Annotated in this window: 14 protein-coding genes and 2 pseudogenes; 7 read left to right on the top strand and 9 right to left on the bottom strand. The window is 42.5% G+C overall.

Going from position 1 to position 18,710, the window contains the following annotated elements:
• Positions 1–4: 4 nt before the first annotated feature.
• Complete coding sequence (locus tag AC2VE5_RS12300; protein WP_486888033.1) at positions 5–895, bottom strand: hypothetical protein; 891 nt, start codon at positions 893–895, stop codon at positions 5–7.
• A 384-nt stretch (positions 896–1,279) separates the two neighbouring features.
• Between AC2VE5_RS12300 and AC2VE5_RS12295 the strand changes: the two genes are divergently transcribed.
• Positions 1,280–2,224, top strand: a complete 945-nt coding sequence (locus AC2VE5_RS12295) for a tetratricopeptide repeat protein (RefSeq protein WP_486888032.1) — start codon at positions 1,280–1,282, stop codon at positions 2,222–2,224.
• A 28-nt stretch (positions 2,225–2,252) separates the two neighbouring features.
• On the opposite strand, the gene AC2VE5_RS12290 is transcribed toward AC2VE5_RS12295, so the two are convergent.
• Both AC2VE5_RS12290 and AC2VE5_RS12285 read right to left on the bottom strand, forming a co-directional pair.
• On the bottom strand, positions 2,253–2,873 hold the full coding sequence (locus AC2VE5_RS12290) for a TMEM165/GDT1 family protein (RefSeq protein ID WP_486888031.1): 621 nt from the start codon (positions 2,871–2,873) through the stop codon (positions 2,253–2,255).
• A 316-nt stretch (positions 2,874–3,189) separates the two neighbouring features.
• Entirely contained in the window at positions 3,190–4,917 is a 1,728-nt protein-coding gene (locus tag AC2VE5_RS12285; protein ID WP_486888030.1) for a succinate dehydrogenase/fumarate reductase flavoprotein subunit, read from the bottom strand.
• A 600-nt stretch (positions 4,918–5,517) separates the two neighbouring features.
• Here AC2VE5_RS12285 and AC2VE5_RS12280 point away from each other — a divergent pair.
• From AC2VE5_RS12280 to AC2VE5_RS12270, 3 genes are all read left to right on the top strand, one after another.
• Positions 5,518–6,459 (top strand): DUF4394 domain-containing protein, encoded by a 942-nt coding sequence (locus AC2VE5_RS12280; RefSeq protein ID WP_486888029.1) that lies wholly within the window; start codon positions 5,518–5,520, stop codon positions 6,457–6,459.
• A gap of 475 nt (positions 6,460–6,934) precedes the next feature.
• Entirely contained in the window at positions 6,935–7,660 is a 726-nt protein-coding gene (locus tag AC2VE5_RS12275; protein ID WP_486888028.1) for a ferritin-like domain-containing protein, read from the top strand.
• 65 nt (positions 7,661–7,725) lie between these two features.
• Positions 7,726–8,547, top strand: a complete 822-nt coding sequence (locus AC2VE5_RS12270; RefSeq protein WP_486888027.1) for a ferritin-like domain-containing protein — start codon at positions 7,726–7,728, stop codon at positions 8,545–8,547.
• Positions 8,548–8,771: 224 nt separating this feature from the next.
• On the opposite strand, the gene AC2VE5_RS12265 is transcribed toward AC2VE5_RS12270, so the two are convergent.
• The 4 genes from AC2VE5_RS12265 to AC2VE5_RS12250 form a co-directional block, all read right to left on the bottom strand.
• Positions 8,772–9,509: an anti-sigma factor gene (locus tag AC2VE5_RS12265; RefSeq protein ID WP_486888026.1), complete on the bottom strand. Its 738-nt coding sequence runs from the start codon at positions 9,507–9,509 to the stop codon at positions 8,772–8,774.
• A 20-nt stretch (positions 9,510–9,529) separates the two neighbouring features.
• The gene (locus AC2VE5_RS12260; protein WP_486888025.1) at positions 9,530–10,117 is read right to left on the bottom strand and encodes a sigma-70 family RNA polymerase sigma factor; all 588 of its coding nucleotides are present in this window, start codon (positions 10,115–10,117) and stop codon (positions 9,530–9,532) included.
• 320 nt (positions 10,118–10,437) lie between these two features.
• Positions 10,438–11,253, bottom strand: a complete 816-nt coding sequence (locus tag AC2VE5_RS12255) for a DUF4394 domain-containing protein (protein ID WP_486888024.1) — start codon at positions 11,251–11,253, stop codon at positions 10,438–10,440.
• 388 nt (positions 11,254–11,641) lie between these two features.
• On the bottom strand, positions 11,642–11,953 hold the full coding sequence (locus AC2VE5_RS12250; protein WP_486888023.1) for a hypothetical protein: 312 nt from the start codon (positions 11,951–11,953) through the stop codon (positions 11,642–11,644).
• A 292-nt stretch (positions 11,954–12,245) separates the two neighbouring features.
• On the opposite strand from AC2VE5_RS12250, the gene AC2VE5_RS12245 reads away from it, so the two are divergent.
• Both AC2VE5_RS12245 and AC2VE5_RS12240 read left to right on the top strand, forming a co-directional pair.
• Entirely contained in the window at positions 12,246–13,085 is an 840-nt protein-coding gene (locus tag AC2VE5_RS12245) for a class I SAM-dependent methyltransferase (protein WP_486888022.1), read from the top strand.
• Between the two features lie 74 nt (positions 13,086–13,159).
• Positions 13,160–16,684 carry a WD40 domain-containing protein gene (locus AC2VE5_RS12240; protein WP_486888021.1) on the top strand — a complete coding sequence of 1,175 codons (3,525 nt, stop codon included), beginning with the start codon at positions 13,160–13,162 and terminating at the stop codon, positions 16,682–16,684.
• A gap of 132 nt (positions 16,685–16,816) precedes the next feature.
• Here AC2VE5_RS12240 and AC2VE5_RS12235 read toward each other — a convergent pair.
• A pseudogene (locus AC2VE5_RS12235) lies at positions 16,817–17,359 on the bottom strand (M23 family metallopeptidase); the annotation flags it as partial.
• A gap of 938 nt (positions 17,360–18,297) precedes the next feature.
• Here AC2VE5_RS12235 and AC2VE5_RS12230 point away from each other — a divergent pair.
• The gene (locus tag AC2VE5_RS12230; RefSeq protein ID WP_486888020.1) at positions 18,298–18,651 is read left to right on the top strand and encodes a hypothetical protein; all 354 of its coding nucleotides are present in this window, start codon (positions 18,298–18,300) and stop codon (positions 18,649–18,651) included.
• Here AC2VE5_RS12230 and AC2VE5_RS12225 read toward each other — a convergent pair.
• Positions 18,595–18,710: pseudogene (locus AC2VE5_RS12225) on the bottom strand (IS1 family transposase); the annotation flags it as partial. The gene AC2VE5_RS12230 and the pseudogene AC2VE5_RS12225 sit on opposite strands and share 57 nt — an antisense overlap.

The following is an 18,710-nucleotide window of genomic DNA, read 5'->3' as shown; positions in this document are numbered from 1 at the left end:
GTTTTTACTGCGGTGGATTTTGGCGCTTGATTGGCTTCGGCGTAGGCGATCGCGCTGGCTGTTTGATTGGGGGCGCAACGTTGGTTTTTCGTACGGGTTGCGGTGGCTCAAAAGTCCGGCGAGTGCTGCCACTAGGTGCGTCACGTCTCTTTTTCAATTTTGGTTTCGATACTGGCAAAGCCGCGATTACTTCTCCCTTCGCCAATACCAAAGTTTCGGCTTTTCTTTCTACTTGCAAATCCCAAAACTGTCCTACAGCTTTAGTTGCCAAATCGCCGAGAATTTTTAGCTTAAAGTATTTAGGTTTATCTGCTTCTGAACGAGCAACTTGCTTGATTTTGACAATAAAATGTCCCTCGGCAGGAGATTGAAAAATCACTTCGCCGCGCACGGAGAAATAGTTAGCCACGACTTGCTCTTGCACTTCAGAAACGTTAACAGGTGTTTCTGGAGTCAGGCGATCGCCTTCTGGGTGTTTGGTTAATTTTTCTGGCTCCCACACGCCTACAATTTGCAGGTGCAGGTTATCTTCTTTTTGCCCAGTGCGGGGATAAACTACCCATAAATGTTCTTGGGCTAAATCTATGTGATTTTTGAGCAAACTAATAATTCGCCCTAGTAATACGGCACTAACGTTAGTGCCATCTTCTGTTAGCAGGATACCTTGAGTAAATTGTTCGCTACTTGCAATATAACGACCGCGAACTAAGCCAATGGCTCTGTACTGCATTGGTTCGCTAGGAGGTGGAATCGGTTGCAGTCGTTGCCAATCTAATTCGTTGGCATCGGTAGAGGCAGCACCAGAAGACGGATTTTGAACCTCTATTGCTGGCATATTTGTTGGCTGTTGGTATGGAACAGAATTTGATTCGGACGAATTGTGAGAGGAATTCATAAAAACTCCTGGGGGCGGAGACTTATCCCTTTCTAGGATTTGCGTTGGGGGTATTACACTTTAACTAGAAATTGGGACAAGTTAAAGGAATAACCTCATTGTTTGCCCTTTTTCTGGTAACTTTTACTCAGCAACTATAACAAAAACAATTTTGCTATAGTTATACTAATTTCAAGCAACTATTGCTAGTACGGGGCGTAGCTCAGGCTCTCAATAGTAAAACATAGTGTGGGCAGCATAGCATAGCTATAGGGTATAGATCTCGCTAGAGGCACTACAAAATAAAATGCAAAGTTTTATGGAGAAAAGCCCTACTGCTTTGCTTATTGTGGGCAAATGATTCTATTTTGATCGAGGATAATACTATACATTCAAGGCAGTTTTGTGTCTCAACCCCGCAATCGCTGGTTAATTAATATTATTTTGGTGGTAGCAGCTATTGCTTTGGTAGGAGGTTCTATGCTTCCTCTACTAACAAGTACCATTGAGCAAAGTCAGCCGCCGACAAGTGCAGCTTCACCCGCCGGGCAAACTGCGCTCACAGCCCAAAAATCGCAATTGGAAGATCAAGTACGGGGTTTTGAGTTAGTTTTGCAGCGCGAACCAGAAAATCAGACGGCTTTACAGGGATTAGTCGATGCCCGAATTAAGTTAGGGGATGTTAAAGGCGCAATTCCAGCCATTGAAAAATTGGCAGCCTTAAATCCTACTCAACCGCAGTATACGCTTCTACTTGCCCAAGCAAAGGTAAGAGCAGGGGATATTGAAGGAGGTCAAAATGCCTATCGTTCAATTTTGAAAACAAAACCTGGCGATAACTTAGCCTTACAAGGATTAGTGCTAACTCTATTGCAGCAGCAACGCCCGAATGAAGCTATTAGCTTGTTGCAAGATACTTTGACAAAGGTAGATAAAGCCCCTGGAAGCAGCGTGGATGTAACTTCCGTGCAGTTGCTTCTAGGAGAAGTTTACGCCAACCAAAAACGCTACGACGAGGCGATCGCAACTTACGATCGCGCGATCGCCAAAGATCCACAAGATGTCCGTCCTTTCTTAGCTAAAGGTAGCGTCCTCGCCGTCCAAAAACGTTACGATGATGCGATTTCTCTCTACGATCGCGCAATTGGCGTAGATAGCAAAGATTTCCGTCCGGTACTTGCCAAAGCCAGCGTTTTGAGAGAGCAAGGCAAAAATGACCAAGCCAAACCTCTATTTGAAACTGCTACCGCCTTAGCACCTCCAGAATACAAGGCGCAAATTCAGCAACTAGCCCAAGCAAGTCCCACACTTTCGCCTACAGCATCCCCTTCGCCGACTAAAACGCCCTAATTATCTAGGGCGTATTCAAGAATATGCCCTACATTATTTCTAACAAACTCAAGACACCAAATACTAAAAATAGACCGCCACCAGCAAAAGTAAGCGTCCGCTCAGAAATTTGCCCCGCCAGCATTCGCCCGCCAATAACCGCGATCGCCGTACAAATAGCGTGACCGATAATTGCTCCCATCGTCACGCCTAGAGCATTATTTGCCGCCGACAGAGCAATAGTAGCAATTTGGGTGCGATCGCCCCATTCGGCAATAAAAGTTAGGACAAAAGCTTCTGTATAAATTGCTGCGGCTACTTGTTTTTTAGATAATTTCAATTCTGCTTTTTCTACGGCTTCTGTTGCTTCTTTGACGACTTCTACATCGCAAGAATCTGGGGGCATTTGACTTGCTGCGTACAGTAGCTTCACCCCAAAACCAATAAACAAAATAATTTCGCCATAGCGGACGTAATCAGGGGGCAATAACGAGGCAACTTGCCCTACTAGCACAGAAATTATCGTCATTGCAGCTAAAGCGGCAAGTACCCCAGTAAATACTATTTTTCTGGAGTGACGCATAGCCAAAATTACGGCGATAAAAAAGGTTTTATCTCCTAGCTCAGAAACTGTAATTAGAGACAAACCTTTACTAAAAGCAGTTAGCACCTCGCCCTCGCTCCTCAAAAGTTACATTACTTCTTTGAGCTTGATAAAGGCGCACATCGCACTCCACCAAGCCCACATTTTGCTGTGAACTAGGTGAAAGTCTCGCTGCCAAATTGCTGAAATTAGTTACTAATTCCTAACTTGTCATGGGAACCAGGCAGTTATTGCCAGTATGTTGATTTCCATGGACTGGCAAAATAATTACCAGTAGCTACTCCCCTTCATTGTTGTCCAAATTATACCTATGCCGTTGCTCAAAATACAAGATAAATGTTTTGGTGAAAAATTATCTCACCCAAAATTAGAGGTTTTACCGTCAGTATTTGCGTTCTTTTGGCTCAAACATCGTAATAGTGACCGAGCGATATTGAATATCAATGCCTGCGGGGGAGTAGTAAGCCATTGTATGCCTGAGAAAATTCTCATCATCTCGCTCGGTATAATCTTCACGACAATGAGCGCCCCGGCTTTCAGTGCGACTCAAAGCCGAAGTTAAAATTATCTGTCCTACAACGAGTAAACTCTGCAATTCCAACGCTTCCACAAGTTCGGAGTTCCAGCAATCTCCCTTATCGTCTAAATATATTTCTTGGTATTGCTGTTGAATTTGCTGCAACTGTTGCAAGCCTTGACGCATCGATTCGTCGGTACGAAAAACGCCGCAATACTCAGTCATACAATCTTGAAAAGCTTGGCGAACTTGAGCAATGCGATATTTTCCTGGCTGGGCGATTAATTGCTGCATTTGTTGCGCCGCCGCTTGAACATAATGCTGCTCGTCTACAATGGGTAATTTACGATTTTGGACAAACTCGGCGATCGCTTTTCCGGTTCTACGTCCATATACCACACACTCTAATAGCGAATTACTCCCCAATCGATTTGCGCCGTGTACCGATACGCAAGCCGATTCTCCTGCCGCAAAAAAGCGATCGATAAATCCATCTCCACTACTGCGGACTTTGCCATCGGTATTTACCGGAATCCCACCCATAGAATAATGAATTGTCGGACGTACTGGGATAGGTTCGCGCACGGCATCAATGCCGACTAATCTATGGGCTTCTTCCCAACAAAAAGGAATCCGACTCATAATTTTTTCTTCCCCAATGTGCCGCAAATCGAGGTACACAAACTTGCCACCTGCGCTGCCATCTGAGTTAATACCGCGATGAGCGGCAATTTCACGCGCGATCGCCCGCGAAGTAATATCGCGGGGGGCAAGTTCCATGCGACTAGGGGCATAAGTATTCATAAAGCGATCGCCGTGGGCGTTAATTAAATACGCACCTTCGCCCCGCACCGCTTCAGAAATTAGTACGCCCACCGGATAAAGCCCCGTAGGATGAAATTGCACAAATTCCATGTCTTCAAGAGGTAAACCCGCTTGAGCCGTCATTGCCAGCCCGTCACCCGTTGAAGCGTAGTCGTTTGAGGTGGTATTGTAAGCCCGTCCATAGCCCCCAGTGGCAAACATTACTGCTTTGGCGCGGACGACTTCAATATGACCATCTAAAATGCGGTACATAACTACGCCTTTTGCTTCCTCATCTTCTACAATTAGCTTCATTACATACCACTCATCGTAGATATGTACGCCGTAGCGTCTTAGATTGCTGACTAATTCGTGTAAGATAGCGTGACCTGTTTTATCTGCCGCGTAGCAGGTACGGTTGTGGGAATGTCCGCCGAAAGCTCTTTGAGCGATGCGTCCATCGTCAAGGCGGGAAAACATTACTCCCATGTGTTCTAGATCGATTACTACTTCTGGCGCTTCGCGGGTGAGAATTTCTACCGCATCTTGATCGGCTAAGTAGTCAGAACCTTTTACTGTATCGAAAGCGTGGGCTTCCCAACTATCGCCAGCATCTACGTTTTTTAAGGTTGCGGCAATGCCCCCTTGGGCAGCTACAGAGTGGGAGCGAATGGGGTGAGTTTTGGCAACAACTGCGATGTTTAACTTCGGATCTGTACGAGCAATCTCAACGGCTGCACGGCATCCAGCCAATCCACCACCAATAATAATTACGTCGTGTTCTAGCATAAATTAAAACAAATAGTTATTCTTTTATCTTGACGCAATAAAAAATCCTCACCACAAGGCAAGGAAATTTTTAAGCTTTGGAGCGATCGCTTATAGTTTTAAAATCTGTTTTTTGCCATGTATATGCATAAGAGAGGGAGTAGCTCCCAAAAAGCGTCTCTTGTTCCAGTTTACGGTTCTATGACTTGTCGCTACCCGAATTTAGATTCTTTACTTTCGGAAATTTCGCCGATTCAAGAATCTAAAAACTCATAAAGCTGAAATTTTACCAAGCCAAAGGCTCTGTTGGTTGCTGTTGGTTTTTCGCTTCTTTAATATCTAGTAAATCTCTCGCTTGATTTGTAACCGCTAACACTAGGCGCTCAAGTGTTATCACGGTGCAACAGCCGGAAGCTTTACTACTTTTTGGATATTCTTTAAAAGCGTGTCTCTAGTTCCAACAACATCACTAAGTCTTCAAGCAATATAAAAAACTTTCTACAATAATGCATCCAATTTGCGCTCGGTGACGTAATAGGGTTAGTCCAAATCAGTAGAATTATTGCTGACTAATGAGTAGCAGCAATAATTCTACTTAATCAACACTCGGTAATTCCTGCAATGAACCCAACTAAACTTAGTTTAATCGTTACTGCAATAGGTGTATCCGCCCTTAGTGTATTCGCTAGCACCCAGGCTCAAGCTGTTAGTCTACTTGGCTTAACTGAAGATAATACTCTAGTTAGTTTTGACTCGGATTCGCCTAGCTTTACCAGTAGTGTAAGAGTAACTGGTTCCGATCTAGTGGGCACTTTAATAGGCATCGACTATCGTCCAGCGAATGGTCAGCTATACGGTGTTGCCAATGATAATAATCTTTTCACCATTAATCCCCAAACTGGTGTTGCTACTCGTGTAAGTACCCTCAATACTCCATTTACAGCCGGAGGCTTCTCAGGAGTGGATTTCAATCCCGCCGCCGACCGTCTGCGAGTCAATGGCACTAACGATCAAAATTTCCGGATTAATGTGGATAATGGTGCAACTACTGTTGACGGAACCTTAGCCTATATTGCCTCAGATCCTAACGCTGGTACTAGCCCTACTATTACTGCTGCTGCCTACCTTAACAGCTTTGCAGGACCACCCGCAAGTATAGCGCCCCGGACAACTCAATTGTTTGGGATTGACTCTAATCTTGATGTATTGGCTTTACAAAACCCACCCAACGAAGGTGGGTTAGCAACAGTAGGCTCCCTTGGCGTTGATTTCGGCTCCGTTGGAGGATTTGATATTTTTTCTCCACGTGATGGTGTAAATACTGCCTACGCTGCCTTCGGGTCGCTTAGTGACGACACTTTAGCTGCTGCTCTATACTCAATTAATTTGAATACTGGTGCTGCTACCTCACTAGGTCAAATTGGTGAAGGTGCTGGCTCCAATTTAATCGGTCTTGCGGCTAAACCTGTACCTGAACCTTCTTCTATTTTGGGTTCGCTGGCTCTGGGTGCTTTAGGTACATTTTCTCTGTTGAAGCGCAAGCAGCATAATATTAAGGCTTAGTTAACGCTAGTACGGTCAAATAGATAACCAGTATCTGCTATCAACTTTCTGGTGACGGCTATGCCTTTACTAAAAAACATAGCCGTTTTTTGATGTTGCATATTTTTTGGTGGCGTTGCAAAAAGGGATTAAGCCGAGATAGCTGTGAAAAAGTGCCACTTATGTGTAGGGAATAGCTCCACTGTAAAACTACGGACTTGAAATTTAGTTGACTGAACATAAGCAAGTAAAATTACGGATTTCCGAGCCAGTTAACCTAGCTTAGTATGAGACGAACCGTGTACCTTTTTCGAGTTTTGTAGTTTATAAGTTCTGCATAGCAAGCATTTGAGGATAAATACCACCCTTTTAGCTCGACAACGGAGCAACTAGAAAAAAGTGCGATTGGGGTAAGCAAATCCCTTGCACCAGACCAACGATTGGGAAGTACCAACAGGTAACCCAATGAATACGTAATATTTTAGGAGACATCAAAATGAACGAAGGGAAGTTATCTTCCACCTCACGGCGGAATCTGCTCAAATGGGGTCTTGTTAGTCTTGGCACATTAGCATTAACTACCGTACCAACAGTAGTAACAGCGCAGCCCAGAAGCAGGATTAAAACTTTAATGTTTAATGCTGATGACATCGGGATTCTCAACTTTGCTTTATTACTAGAAGAACTAGAAGCCGCATTTTATGCAGGTGTTGTGAAGTCTAGAAAGATTAGTGATAGCAAAGAACTCGAATACATGAGAACTTTAGGCGCTCAAGAAGCTGCTCATGTCAAGTTCTTGCGCGAAGTTTTAGGAAAAGATGCTTTATTTAAGACCTCAGACTTGAGCTTTAATAGTCCTGGGTTAGCTGCCGTAATGACTGACCGCAACACCATACTCAATACGGCTGTCGCCTTAGAAGATGTGGGTGTACACGCTTACAATGGCGCAGGTACAAGCTTAACAAATCCGACTTACCTCCTAGCTGCTGGTTCAATTGTATCTGTGGAAGCTCGTCACACCGCAGGCGTGCGAGCGCTTTTAGGGCGTTCAACTACGGAACTTGATAGTGAGCGCTCGGTGAGTGATGCTGACTTGGTAGCATCACTTAATCCCGTTAAAGGACGTGCTTACGATGAGTTGTACACGCCTAAACAAATTGTGGAGATTGTCGGCTCTTTGAAAATATTAAACAATCCCATCAACGGGGCGCTTGTCGTTTAATTCAAAGAGCAAGTAAACTTGAAAATTTCTTTCAAACTTAGCAGCACAGCGAACAATTTAAAACTATGCACAAACCTCTCTCCAACTTTATCAGACTCCCTTTTGGCGGCTATTTGCAGCGAGTTATCCACCCCTGGAGCAAATTACTGATTTTGCCATTATTGCTACTATTAGTATTTGCTACTTCAATTCCCTCAGCTTATGCTCAAAGCGCGGTACTGACACCCAGGCAAGTTGTAGAATATGCCCTAACTTTAGAAAAGCTAGAGAGTGATTTTTATACGAAAGCGATCGCTGCGGCTCAAAGTGGTGGTTTAGTAAACGCTCCACGAATAGCTAAAGACGTAATCCAAGCCTATGGTGCAGATGAAGCCCAGCACGTAACTGACCTTTCTGCCGTACTATCCTCTCTAGGAGGCGACCCAGAAGCAATTGCTATTCCCGCTAACCCTAATTACAGCGCTATCTTGAAACGAGATCCTTTTGCTAATCCCCAAGATTTTCTCCTAGCAGGGCAATATGTTGAGGATTTAGGAGTAGCTGCTTATAAAGGGCAAGTGCAGAACTTGTTAGCGGCGGGGGAAGCGGGTAAACCTGTCTTGGCTGCTGCTTTAGCAATTCATAGTGTAGAAGCTCGTCATGCTGCGGGCATCCGCAGTTTACGTCAAAGCCTCCTTGGCGCTGATGTGCGACCCTGGATTAGAAACGCAAGTGAAGTAATTTATCAAGAGAACCGCAGTAATTCGCCGATTCCATTCAACTTGGATGCTTTCGATGGTTATGCTACAAGAGACGAGGTACTAGCACTGGTAGCTCCTATTCTAACAACAAGTCAGCCCTCTACTAATAGGGATAATCCAACTCGTCCAGTTAGAGCATTGTGGTAATGCTCAAAATTTAGGTAGTCCTGAACTATCCCCTCCTCGCCCACCAGGGCGGGGTGGTTTATTTATTTTTCTTGCTATTGGAAATGCCTGAAACACGGTAAGAGAGGTATTAATATTTTTTCTTATTTGAAGTGTTTGCTGGTTTCATTTCCCTACGCTTCTTCTCTCCGGTGAATTGTGAACGCCAACAGTATCAGGAACAGAACAGAAACTTACGTTAAGTCTCACAATCTTACGATCAAGATTGGCGCTCCTGCGTGTTTGGCAGGAGCAGCAGCATCTTCCATAGTTACAGCAAGGGCTGTAACTACGTCTTCGGTACGATAAGCTTTAGGAACGGTAATCTGCTTAGAAACATTCCCCTTACCATCAACCTTGAATACTTCTGTCAAAATTGCGTTTTTGTTGTCCGTTGTGAAGGGCGCACCTGGCTTTAACACTGTCCATAGCACGTAAACTTTACCTGATGGCAACGGGGGTAAATTCTCAACCTTTAGTGTAGCTTCTAACTTATTGGGGTTCACTGCTACAGTAGCTGACGAGAGACTTTCATTTTTTGCTCGCAGCGAGTAAGTCAAAAATTCATCCTGTCGGCTTTGGGCTTGGATAACCTGTAAACTTCGCCACAAATGATAGTTGCTAATGCCCAAAGCAACTATCAGCACGGCGGCGGCTGCCCCTATTGTCCAAACAGATAAAAAAGGACGGGCTAACTTCGTGACCGGGCGGGAACTATTTCTTGGAATAGCTTGATGTGCTTCCATAATTGCCGAGCGCAAATGACTTGGCGGACTCACTTCTGGGGGAGCGTAAGATATCTCCAATACTTGTTGCATTTGTGCTACTTCTTGGGCAATTGCCGAATTAGTTGCTAGGAGTTGCTCAAACTCCTCTGCTTCTTTGGAACTAAGATCGCCGAGGACGTACCCAGCAACTAATAACTGTAACTGTTCTGAAAGCATCGACTAAACCATAGGTAGTATTATCCAATGTAATTTCTGAGGATTTGACGCAGTTTGAGCAGACCTCGCCTAGCTCTAGCTTTCACTGTACCGAGAGGAATTTGCAGTTGCTTGGCAATTTCTGATTGGCTCAGACCATCATAATAAGCCATCTGGAGAATTTGCTGCTGATGGTCGGACAATTGGGCGAGGGCATCTCTTACCTCTTGAGACTGTTCGCTGCGGGATACTTGTTCAAAAGGAGCCTCCGTAGCAGTTTGTTGCTGGTTATCTTTCCATTGTCCCAGAACCTTGCGGGTGTTGTTGCGCGAACGCACTCGGTCAATAGCTCGCGAACGGGTCAAAATTGCTAGGAACGTTCTCAGCGACCCTCTAGTTGGTTCGTAGGAGGACGATCTAGCAATACTTAGAAAAACATCCTGGGTCAAGTCTTCTGCCTCTTGAGAATTGCCAAGAATTTTGAGGGCTATCCCATAAACTAATCCAGCATGACGGTCGTAAATAATGCCGAAAGCATCATCCCGACCAGATTTCAGCGCTAGGTATAGTTCAATATCTGTCTGTCCAGATAAAAAGCGATCGCCATTGGTGGGTTGCTCAGAAGGCATTTTACCTAGTAAAGAAAAGTGCTTTAGGAGTTGATTGTATGATTAATCTCCTATAACTCAAGGTAAAGAAATGAAAATTTTTTACTGTTTTTTAACGAGTGCTGATTTTAAGCAACCAATTAACTTTGTAAAACTTGCGATCCGATTTCTAGCTCAGTAGAGAATTGAGCCAGGAGCCGTAAGAGATAATTTCATCTCTTTGGATAAGACCCTCGGCTCAATTTTCTAAAGTATTTTATGCAGTTTCAAATACTAAAGCGAATGCTAGGTACTGTCCCACTGCTATGTTTGACAGGGTTTTTGTTTAGTTCTAAATATGGCTATTTATTGTCAGAAGTAAGAGAAACAGCAACTCCAATTAAATTACCTTCCCGGAAGTTGCCCATCATTTTAGCTGCTCCGGTTGATAAATCTACTGTATACAAAGATTTGCCAGCCGCAATAAATCCAACATTCTCTCCTTGACTATTGGTAACAATATCAAATCCTGCTACTGGAGGTAGGTTGAATCTTAACGCTCCTACCGCAGTCAATCTACCATCATTAGGAGGAGCTTGGCTTACTAAGGTATCGGAATCATAGTCTAGATTAAAAAGCATAGTGGCAGTAGCTCCTTTTCTAGAATTAGTATATGCAGAAGCGGTAACACCTAAATCTTGAGCAGGGTCGTAGTTGAGAAGTGTATCAACAGTAACCATTCCTGTATCAACATTAATTCTATAGTTCTGACCGTTACTTGCTACTACTCGTAGACGATCGACAACTGGGTTAAAATCTATACCCGATTGAAATCCACCACTAAAACTGACTGATAAATTACTAACAAAAGTAGCGACACCGTTGTCGCTATTGACTGTATATATCTTGTCTGTATCTGTAAGGGCATAAAGCATCCCGTTAGCAGGGCGGTAATCTATGCCTAAAACATTTCCATCTAATTTGGTAATGTTTATAGTTTGGTTAGAACGACGCGAACGAGAATTAGAATTAGAACCATACTTTACTAGGGTATTATTGCTAGTTAACCCAACTATTTTGTACACTTCTGCACTCTTAGCTGGAGTACCAATAAAAGTTTGTAGACAAGCCGACAAAGATATTGCTACCGTGATTTTGGTCAACTGATTAAGTTTCATTCGCCCTCCAATGGACTTGTTTTTTAGTGATGAGTGAGTTACTGCTACTGATCAATCAGCGCGTTCAATTGGCTTGAATGACTCTAGTACGTGACTAACTACAAATTGGATGCACTATCTCTAAAAAATCTTTGCTGTTTTTTCCTAGTAGCTTCATGGGCGAAATGAGCAACCGTAGGGTAGCGACAAGTGATGGAACCGTAAACTGAACAAGAGACGCTTTTTGGGAGCTACTACTCTTCTTTTATGTATATACATGGCAAAAAACAGATTTTAAAACTATAACAGTTCTACCGAAGCCCTTATCTCCAATGGCTGAAATTCGCGCTCTGATAAATATTACAGCCTTAATCCAGTTTCTTGTTCCATTGCTTGTTGCTACCCTTAATTAACTCGTTGCTTCTACTGGGCGCTGATTTGATACATTTCCAGGCATCGGCTCGTACTGAGTTTGGGCATCTACAGCAATTAGTTCAATGTGATTGAACAATGTCGTGACAAACGCAAACAGCAAAAAGGGCAGAGACAGCAATATAATTAGTCCCACGGTAGCTAGGGCGTAGTAAGGTCTTCTTGCTCCCATTAGCGCCATTGCTGAAGCTAAACTGAGAGTAATAGTAATCAACCAAACAATAATTTGACCGTAGATATCACCAAAGGTTAGAGTGCAGGCTAGACGATACTTGCGTAATTTATCCATAATATTTCCTCAAGGACTGTCTTAAATTTTTAGATTAAGCATCTACTTGTGTTTTAGACAATTTTTAAGGGTTTTTGAGAATTTCGCAACAGTAATTTACAGTTCTTACTATATTTTTCAGTTTTGGCGCGATCGCACAGTTCTCTTTTGCAAAAGGCAATAAACTACGTTTATCTACTGTTTTGTTCTAAAAAACAAATCGCTCAATAAATGATGCTGATAATTTCTGCACAAAATGTAAGTGTCTAATTACTAATTTTGTATTGAAGTCATATCTATAGGAAAAATCCTAATGGAGAAACAACTTGAATTAGAAATATATAAGCAAGAAATAGCAGACTTATATACTGGTAGGAGTGAAACTTATGATCATGGCAATTGGCATTTGCAGATTGCTCATCGTCTTGTTGAGCATGGACAAGTTAGTTCTGGTCAGTACATTTTAGACATTGCAACAGGAACAGGTCATGTGGCGATTTATGCTGCTCAATTAGTTGGTGCTGAAGGTAAAGTAATTGGTGTAGATATTTCTGCTGGAATGCTAGAACAAGCAAGACATAAAGCTGAACAACTAAATCTTGAAAATATTGAATTTCAGCTATCTGATGGCGAAACAATTAATTTTGCAGATAATAGTTTTGACCAAATTTTCTGTTCGTCTGCGTTTATCTGGATGTCCGATTTAATTGCGGCGCTACGTCTTTGGCATAACTGTCTTAAACCTAGGGGGATTATAGGAATCCATGCTTTTGCTGATACCGCCTTTATAGGTGGAGTTATCACCCAAAAAATTGCTCAAAAGTATGGTATTTCATTTTTAATGAGTAAGCCAACAGGTACAATTGAAAAATGTCAAAAGTTACTTCAACAAGCAGGATTTGAGGCAATTGATATTAAAGTTGAGCAAGAAGGTAGTTATATCAGTTTAGACAAAGCTAAAGGAATGTGGGCGGGAAGTTCTCATCCTGCACCGGGTCAATATCCGCCTCCTTTATCGCAACTTTCATCAGAACAGTTAATCCAAGCTAAGGCTGAATTTGAGGCTGAATTAGCAGCACTTCAAACCAAGCAAGGAATCTGGAATGATATTACTACCTTTTATATATATGGTCGCAAACCAAAGATTCAATAGTGTCACTTCTTTAAAACTGATCGTAGACAACACTACTTTTTTGCATAGAATGTAACTATTTACTTACTTATCTTGTGGTAAATAATCCGCTATTTTCACCTAGTAATGGCGATTATCAAGTGGGAGGAAATCTCCCGATTGATGCTCCTACCTATGTTAAAAGAATTGCTGATATAGAACTGTATAACAAGGTATTAGCAGGAGAATTTTGTTATGTACTCAATTCTCGTCAAATGGGGAAATCTAGCTTGCGAGTGCGGGTTATGCACCAATTGCAAGCTCATAATATTGCTTGCGCGGTAGTCGATTTAACTACTATTGGCATAGAGCAAGTTACAGTCGAGCAATGGTACGCTAGTTTGATTGCTAGTTTAGTTAATAGTTTTAATTTAAACCTAAATTTGTCTGCTTGGTGGCGCGATCGCATTTTACTTTCTCCGGTGCAGCGTTGGAGCGAGTTTATTGAACAAATACTATTAGTTGAAATTAGTCAATCTATTGTTATTTTTATTGATGAAATTGATAGTGTTTTAAGTTTAAAGTTCCCGATTGAAGATTTTTTTGCGGCTATTCGCGCTTGCTACAATCAACGAGCAGAAAAATCAGCCTACAATCGCTTGACTTTTGTTATGCTTGGGGTGGCAAATCCTGCTGACTTAATGCAAGATAAAAGGCGCACTCCTTTTAATATTGGACAAGCTATTGACTTGCGCGGGTTTAAACTCGCCCAAGCGCAGCCATTAGAGAATAATATAATAACTAATTCGGTACTTAAAGCTGTATTAAATTGGACTGGTGGGCAGCCTTTTTTGACTCAAAAACTATGTAAGCTAGTTTTAAATTCTCAGTTAGCAATTAATAAAGGCGAAGAAGAACTAACTATTGAAAAAATAGTGAAGTTGCATTTGCTTAAAAACTGGGAATTTCAAGACGATCCTACCCATTTAAAAACTATACGCGATCGCATTTTAAAATCGTCAAAATCCGGTCAAATGCTCGGTTTGTACCAGCAAATTTTACTCAGTAATGGTGTTGTAGCAGATGATAGTCCCGAACAAATGAAATTACGGCTATCAGGTTTAGTAGTCGAACAACGGTGCAATAACAAGTCTGTAATTAAAGTATATAACCGCATTTACGCAAGTATTTTTAACGAGCAATGGATAGCAAAAGCTTTAGCAAACTTGCGTCCTTACGGAGAAGCAATTACTTCATGGATGACTACAAAAAATGAATCCTGGCTGCTGCGAGGACAAGCTTTACAAACCGCTCAACTTTGGGCAAAAAACAAAAGCTTGAGCGAACAAGATTACTGGTTTCTTGATGCTAGTCGCGAACTAGAAAATCGGGAGTATCAAAAAGCTTTAGAAGTAGAAAAGCAAGCAAATCAAATACTAACTCAAGCGCAAGCAAAAGCTGAACTAGCATTAGTAGCAGAAAAAGAATCCAATCAAAGGCTAATTGAAACTCAAAAACGGATCAGACGCACAATAAAAGTTGGTTTTAGTATTCTAGCAGTAGTTTCCGTAATATCTATAGTTGCTGGTGGAATAAGCTTACTATTGTTAAAGCAAGCAGAAAATCAAAGAAAATTGGCAGAAACTTCTCGATTGATGGCATCGTCGCAGTTCTTATTTTTGAAACACGACCGGATAGGTGCATTAATAGCTGGTGTTAAAGCAGGCATAAATTTGCAAAATACTACTGTAGACGACAGCTTAAAAAATGAAATTGCTGGGACGTTGCAACAAGCTATCTATAGCATTCAAGAAGTCAATCGTTTAGAAGGTCATCTCGATAGCGTTAATGATGTTTTGTTTAGTCCAAACGGTCAAATTATTGCTTCTAGTAGCGCCGATGGCACAATTAGAACTTGGCGACCTAATGGCAGTTTGATTAAAGTTTTAATTGGTCATATTGGGGCAGTAAATAGCATCAGTTTTAGCCCGGATAGTCAAGTTATTGCCTCAGCTAGTGATGATAATACTATTAAACTTTGGCATAGCGATGGAGTAAAAAATAAAACACTGATTGGACACAAGCAACCAGTAGATAGTATTGCTTTTAGTCCTAATGGGCAGTTTGTCGTCTCTGGTAGTTGGGATAATACGATTAAGATTTGGCGTAGCAACGGCGAAGAAATTAAAACAGCAAGTCCATTAAAACATCGAGGTGCGATATATAGCGTCAGTATTAGCCCTGACAGTCAAATTATTGCAAGCACTGGTCAAGCAGGCGATATTAAATTATGGCATCTTGACGGTAAAATTTGGCAAAGCTGGCAAGCACACAAAGATCAAGTTAATCATGTCAGCTTCAGCCGCGATCGCAAATTAATTGCTTCTGCTAGTAATGATGGCACAATCAAATTATGGAAACTTGACGGCACATTAGTCAAAGTGTTGAGCGGTCACAATGGCGCAGTTTATAATGTTATTTTCAGCCCAGATAATCAAACGATAGCCTCGACGGGTAAAGATGGCACGGTTAAAGTTTGGCGGCGCAATGGCTACGCGCAAATTAAAACTTTTCAGGCACAAGGAAGAATTTATAGCGCAAGTTTTAGCCCTAATGGAGAAATCCTTGCCTCCGCAAGTTCTGATAATAGCGTTAAGCTTTGGAAATTAAATAACTTTTTGCGCCAAGACTTAGTAGGACATCGTGCAGAAGTTAATAGCATTAATTTTAGTCCCAATAGTCAAAATATCATCTCTGCAAGTCAAGATGGGACAATCAAACTTTGGCGGCGCAATGGCACTTTTGTCAAGACTATTGCTCAAGATTCCAACTGGTTTACCAGCGCTACTTTTAGTCCCGATGGTCAAGTAATTGCTACCGCTAACCGCAACAAAGCCGTGAAACTATGGGACATTCGAGGCACATTATTAACAACCCTCAACGGACACAACGCACCCGTTTATAGCGTTAGTTTTCACCCTAATAATCAAATATTGGCTTCAGGAAGCTACGATCGCACAATTAAATTGTGGAGTCGTCAAGGTCGGTTAATTCGTACCTTACAGGGGAATACAGGAAGGGTATACAGCGTTGATTTTAGCCCCGATGGTCAATTACTAGCTTCAGGAAGTAGCGATCGCACAGTTAAATTATGGAACCCCAATGGAACGCTAATTCGTACCTTACAGGGACATACAGGAAAAGTATACAGCACTAAATTTAGCCCTGATGGTCAAGTAATCGCTACCGCCAGCCAAGACGGGACTATCAAAATTTGGCATAGCAGCACTGGCAAAGAAATTATTAGTTTGGTAGGACATCGCGGGGCAATTTATAGTGTTAGTTTTAGCCCAGATGGTGAAACCCTTGCTTCGGGTGGCGACGATAGCACGGTTAAGTTGTGGGATTATCGTCAAGGAAAATTGCTAAAAACCTTTAACGGACATCGCGCTGAAGTTAACAGCGTCAGTTTTAGCCCAAACGGGCAAATTTTAGCTTCAGTGGGTAGAGACAATACAGCAATTTTGTGGAATTGGAACATAGAGCTCGAACGCCTTTTAGAGCATAGTTGCAATTGGCTAGAAGACTATTTAAAGCATAATTCTTCTGTAGAAGCGCGCGATCGCGCTGCGTGTAAATAGTAGTTTTTATTAGCGATTGTTATATAATTTCGGACTTACCAATAACTAGGCTACTTACAGATAAGAACCTTTTGCAGGGGATTTGGGGGCAACCCCCCAAACCTTGGTTTTTCTTACAAGATAAAGACGTTTTTACCCTTTATTTTGCGGTTTAGCATCAGCAACACGCAAAGACTCAACTAATTGAGCTAACGCACCTTGTAACTGCACTCCAGGGTCTGCCGCCACCCATCCTTGATTAGTTAGCTGCCTAACTTCAAAATGGAGGTGAGGACCTGTAGAATTGCCTGTACTGCCTACACGCCCGATTACAGTACCTTGTTCCACCACTTGACCAGGCTGAACAAAGATTTCTGACAAGTGAGCGTAAAGCGTCTGTTGACCGAACTTTTGGTGATCTAAAACTACCGCCAAACCATAACCGCCCATCAGATCCGCGATCGCTACATTACCACTATAAGCAGCGACCACAGGCGTACCCGTAGCTGCACCAAAGTCTGTCCCCGCGTGAAAGCGACGATCTCCGCTAATGGGGTGAATCCGCCAGCCAAATAATGAAGTAATTGTTGCAGGCATTGGCAGAGGAAACACCATACTTATATTGTTATTACCCATTAGCCCAGTCGGTCTAAGGGTGCGGTTGTAGTAGTTGCTAACAGGTATTTTGGGTAAAGTTGCCACATTATTTAAAACTTTTTGCCTGTTTATAGGCGATCGCCCTGAATTTGAATAACGGGTTCTATTTGTATTTCCTCGCACGGGAACCATTGCTGTAGTAGCCACGGCGCGACTATTTCTTACCCAACTCGCGTTTGGTTGAGTCTTTTGAGGACTAGATAGCCGGACAGAATTAGCTCTAGTTGCCATTCTTGCTTGACGCTGGGATGTACCGCATAGTTGTTTGGCTGCATTACAACCTGTAGAGCGTTGGGAGAAAATGACTTGACTAGGTGGTTCGTAAGTGCTGGTAGCGCCCGTACTGTAATCAGTAGGATCTATAAATGAACCATTGTAGTCTTGAGTTTTTTGAATAGCAGTTTTGCGTGGTGCTGCTTCTTTTGGCGGTACATAGGTAGATACTCTCGGCTGCGGTGCAGCTTGTTGGCGAACAACTTTTTTAGCTTTGGGTTTGACTAGAGCGCGTTGCAATCTTTGCAATCTATCTGTTGATGGTTGTGTAGTAGTAGCTGGAGGCGGCGCAACTTCGGCGGTGGGTAAGGGGACAAGATTATCTGATGAGGCGCTTTGGGTTTGAGCAAATACTTGATTGCCGCTAAGAATGCTAACAACGCTTATCCAACTAAGACTCCTGATTAACAGAGACTTTTGGTTTGTAGGCTTAAATTTAGAGTCATTATGCTGAGTCATTTTCCCCCTGAAGTAATGCTTAATTACTAAGCCCTCGTAATTTTAATATTTTCTCTTGTAAAGTTCAACAGCAATTTATAAGGGCGTTTTGTAGCAAGTATCTTTGCTGTTTTTCGTTGCTACAGGTAATAAAAGCGGGAATAAGGGGAATAATCGCATTTTAGCTTCTGTATGCTTGACTTACCTAACGTCGGCTACTTAGCATAGTTGTAGGGAAGTCTTGACCTAGAGGCAAGTAACAAACAGTGAAAACCCAACTATCTCAGCAATGGCGGCGGGTAGCAGGGGAAGCACGCACGCGCATTCTGATCTGGTATGCCGTCCTGATGGCTTTATGCACGATTGTCTCGATTCCGGCAATTCGTTGGCTACTCTTTTCCGGTATAGATGCACGGGTAAGAGCGGATCTAGCTTCAGAAGTAAAAACCTTTCAAACTGAACTTACAGCGCAATTTTCTGGCGATCGCCCTGCTGCATTGCCACAGTCTGATGGAGAACAAAAATCTATCGGGGGTTCGTCTCTTAACCAAGAGGGTAGTGCGTCAGATTATTGTGGGATAGGTCACGATATCATTCCAAGTCCATGGTCGAGAGGTTAATCCTGCTCGTTGTGCGGCAGTGGACTTGAACCGACTATGCTGCCAAATCCAATTGAAGT

Source organism: Aliterella sp. E5.1 (assembly GCF_057473825.1).
The sequence above is the reverse complement of the archived record's forward strand: the minus strand, read 5'-3'. Positions and strand labels throughout refer to the sequence as shown.

Excerpts from the sequence above, each read along its gene's own strand:
- AC2VE5_RS12300 (WP_486888033.1), bottom strand. The coding sequence starts at position 895 with ATGAATTCCTCTCACAATTCGTCCGAATCAAATTCTGTTCCATACCAA.
- AC2VE5_RS12285 (WP_486888030.1), bottom strand. The coding sequence starts at position 4,917 with ATGCTAGAACACGACGTAATTATTATTGGTGGTGGATTGGCTGGATGC.
- AC2VE5_RS12280 (WP_486888029.1), top strand. The coding sequence starts at position 5,518 with ATGAACCCAACTAAACTTAGTTTAATCGTTACTGCAATAGGTGTATCC.
- AC2VE5_RS12275 (WP_486888028.1), top strand. The coding sequence starts at position 6,935 with ATGAACGAAGGGAAGTTATCTTCCACCTCACGGCGGAATCTGCTCAAA.
- AC2VE5_RS12270 (WP_486888027.1), top strand. The coding sequence starts at position 7,726 with ATGCACAAACCTCTCTCCAACTTTATCAGACTCCCTTTTGGCGGCTAT.
- AC2VE5_RS12265 (WP_486888026.1), bottom strand. The coding sequence starts at position 9,509 with ATGCTTTCAGAACAGTTACAGTTATTAGTTGCTGGGTACGTCCTCGGC.
- AC2VE5_RS12260 (WP_486888025.1), bottom strand. The coding sequence starts at position 10,117 with ATGCCTTCTGAGCAACCCACCAATGGCGATCGCTTTTTATCTGGACAG.
- AC2VE5_RS12255 (WP_486888024.1), bottom strand. The coding sequence starts at position 11,253 with ATGAAACTTAATCAGTTGACCAAAATCACGGTAGCAATATCTTTGTCG.
- AC2VE5_RS12250 (WP_486888023.1), bottom strand. The coding sequence starts at position 11,953 with ATGGATAAATTACGCAAGTATCGTCTAGCCTGCACTCTAACCTTTGGT.
- AC2VE5_RS12245 (WP_486888022.1), top strand. The coding sequence starts at position 12,246 with ATGGAGAAACAACTTGAATTAGAAATATATAAGCAAGAAATAGCAGAC.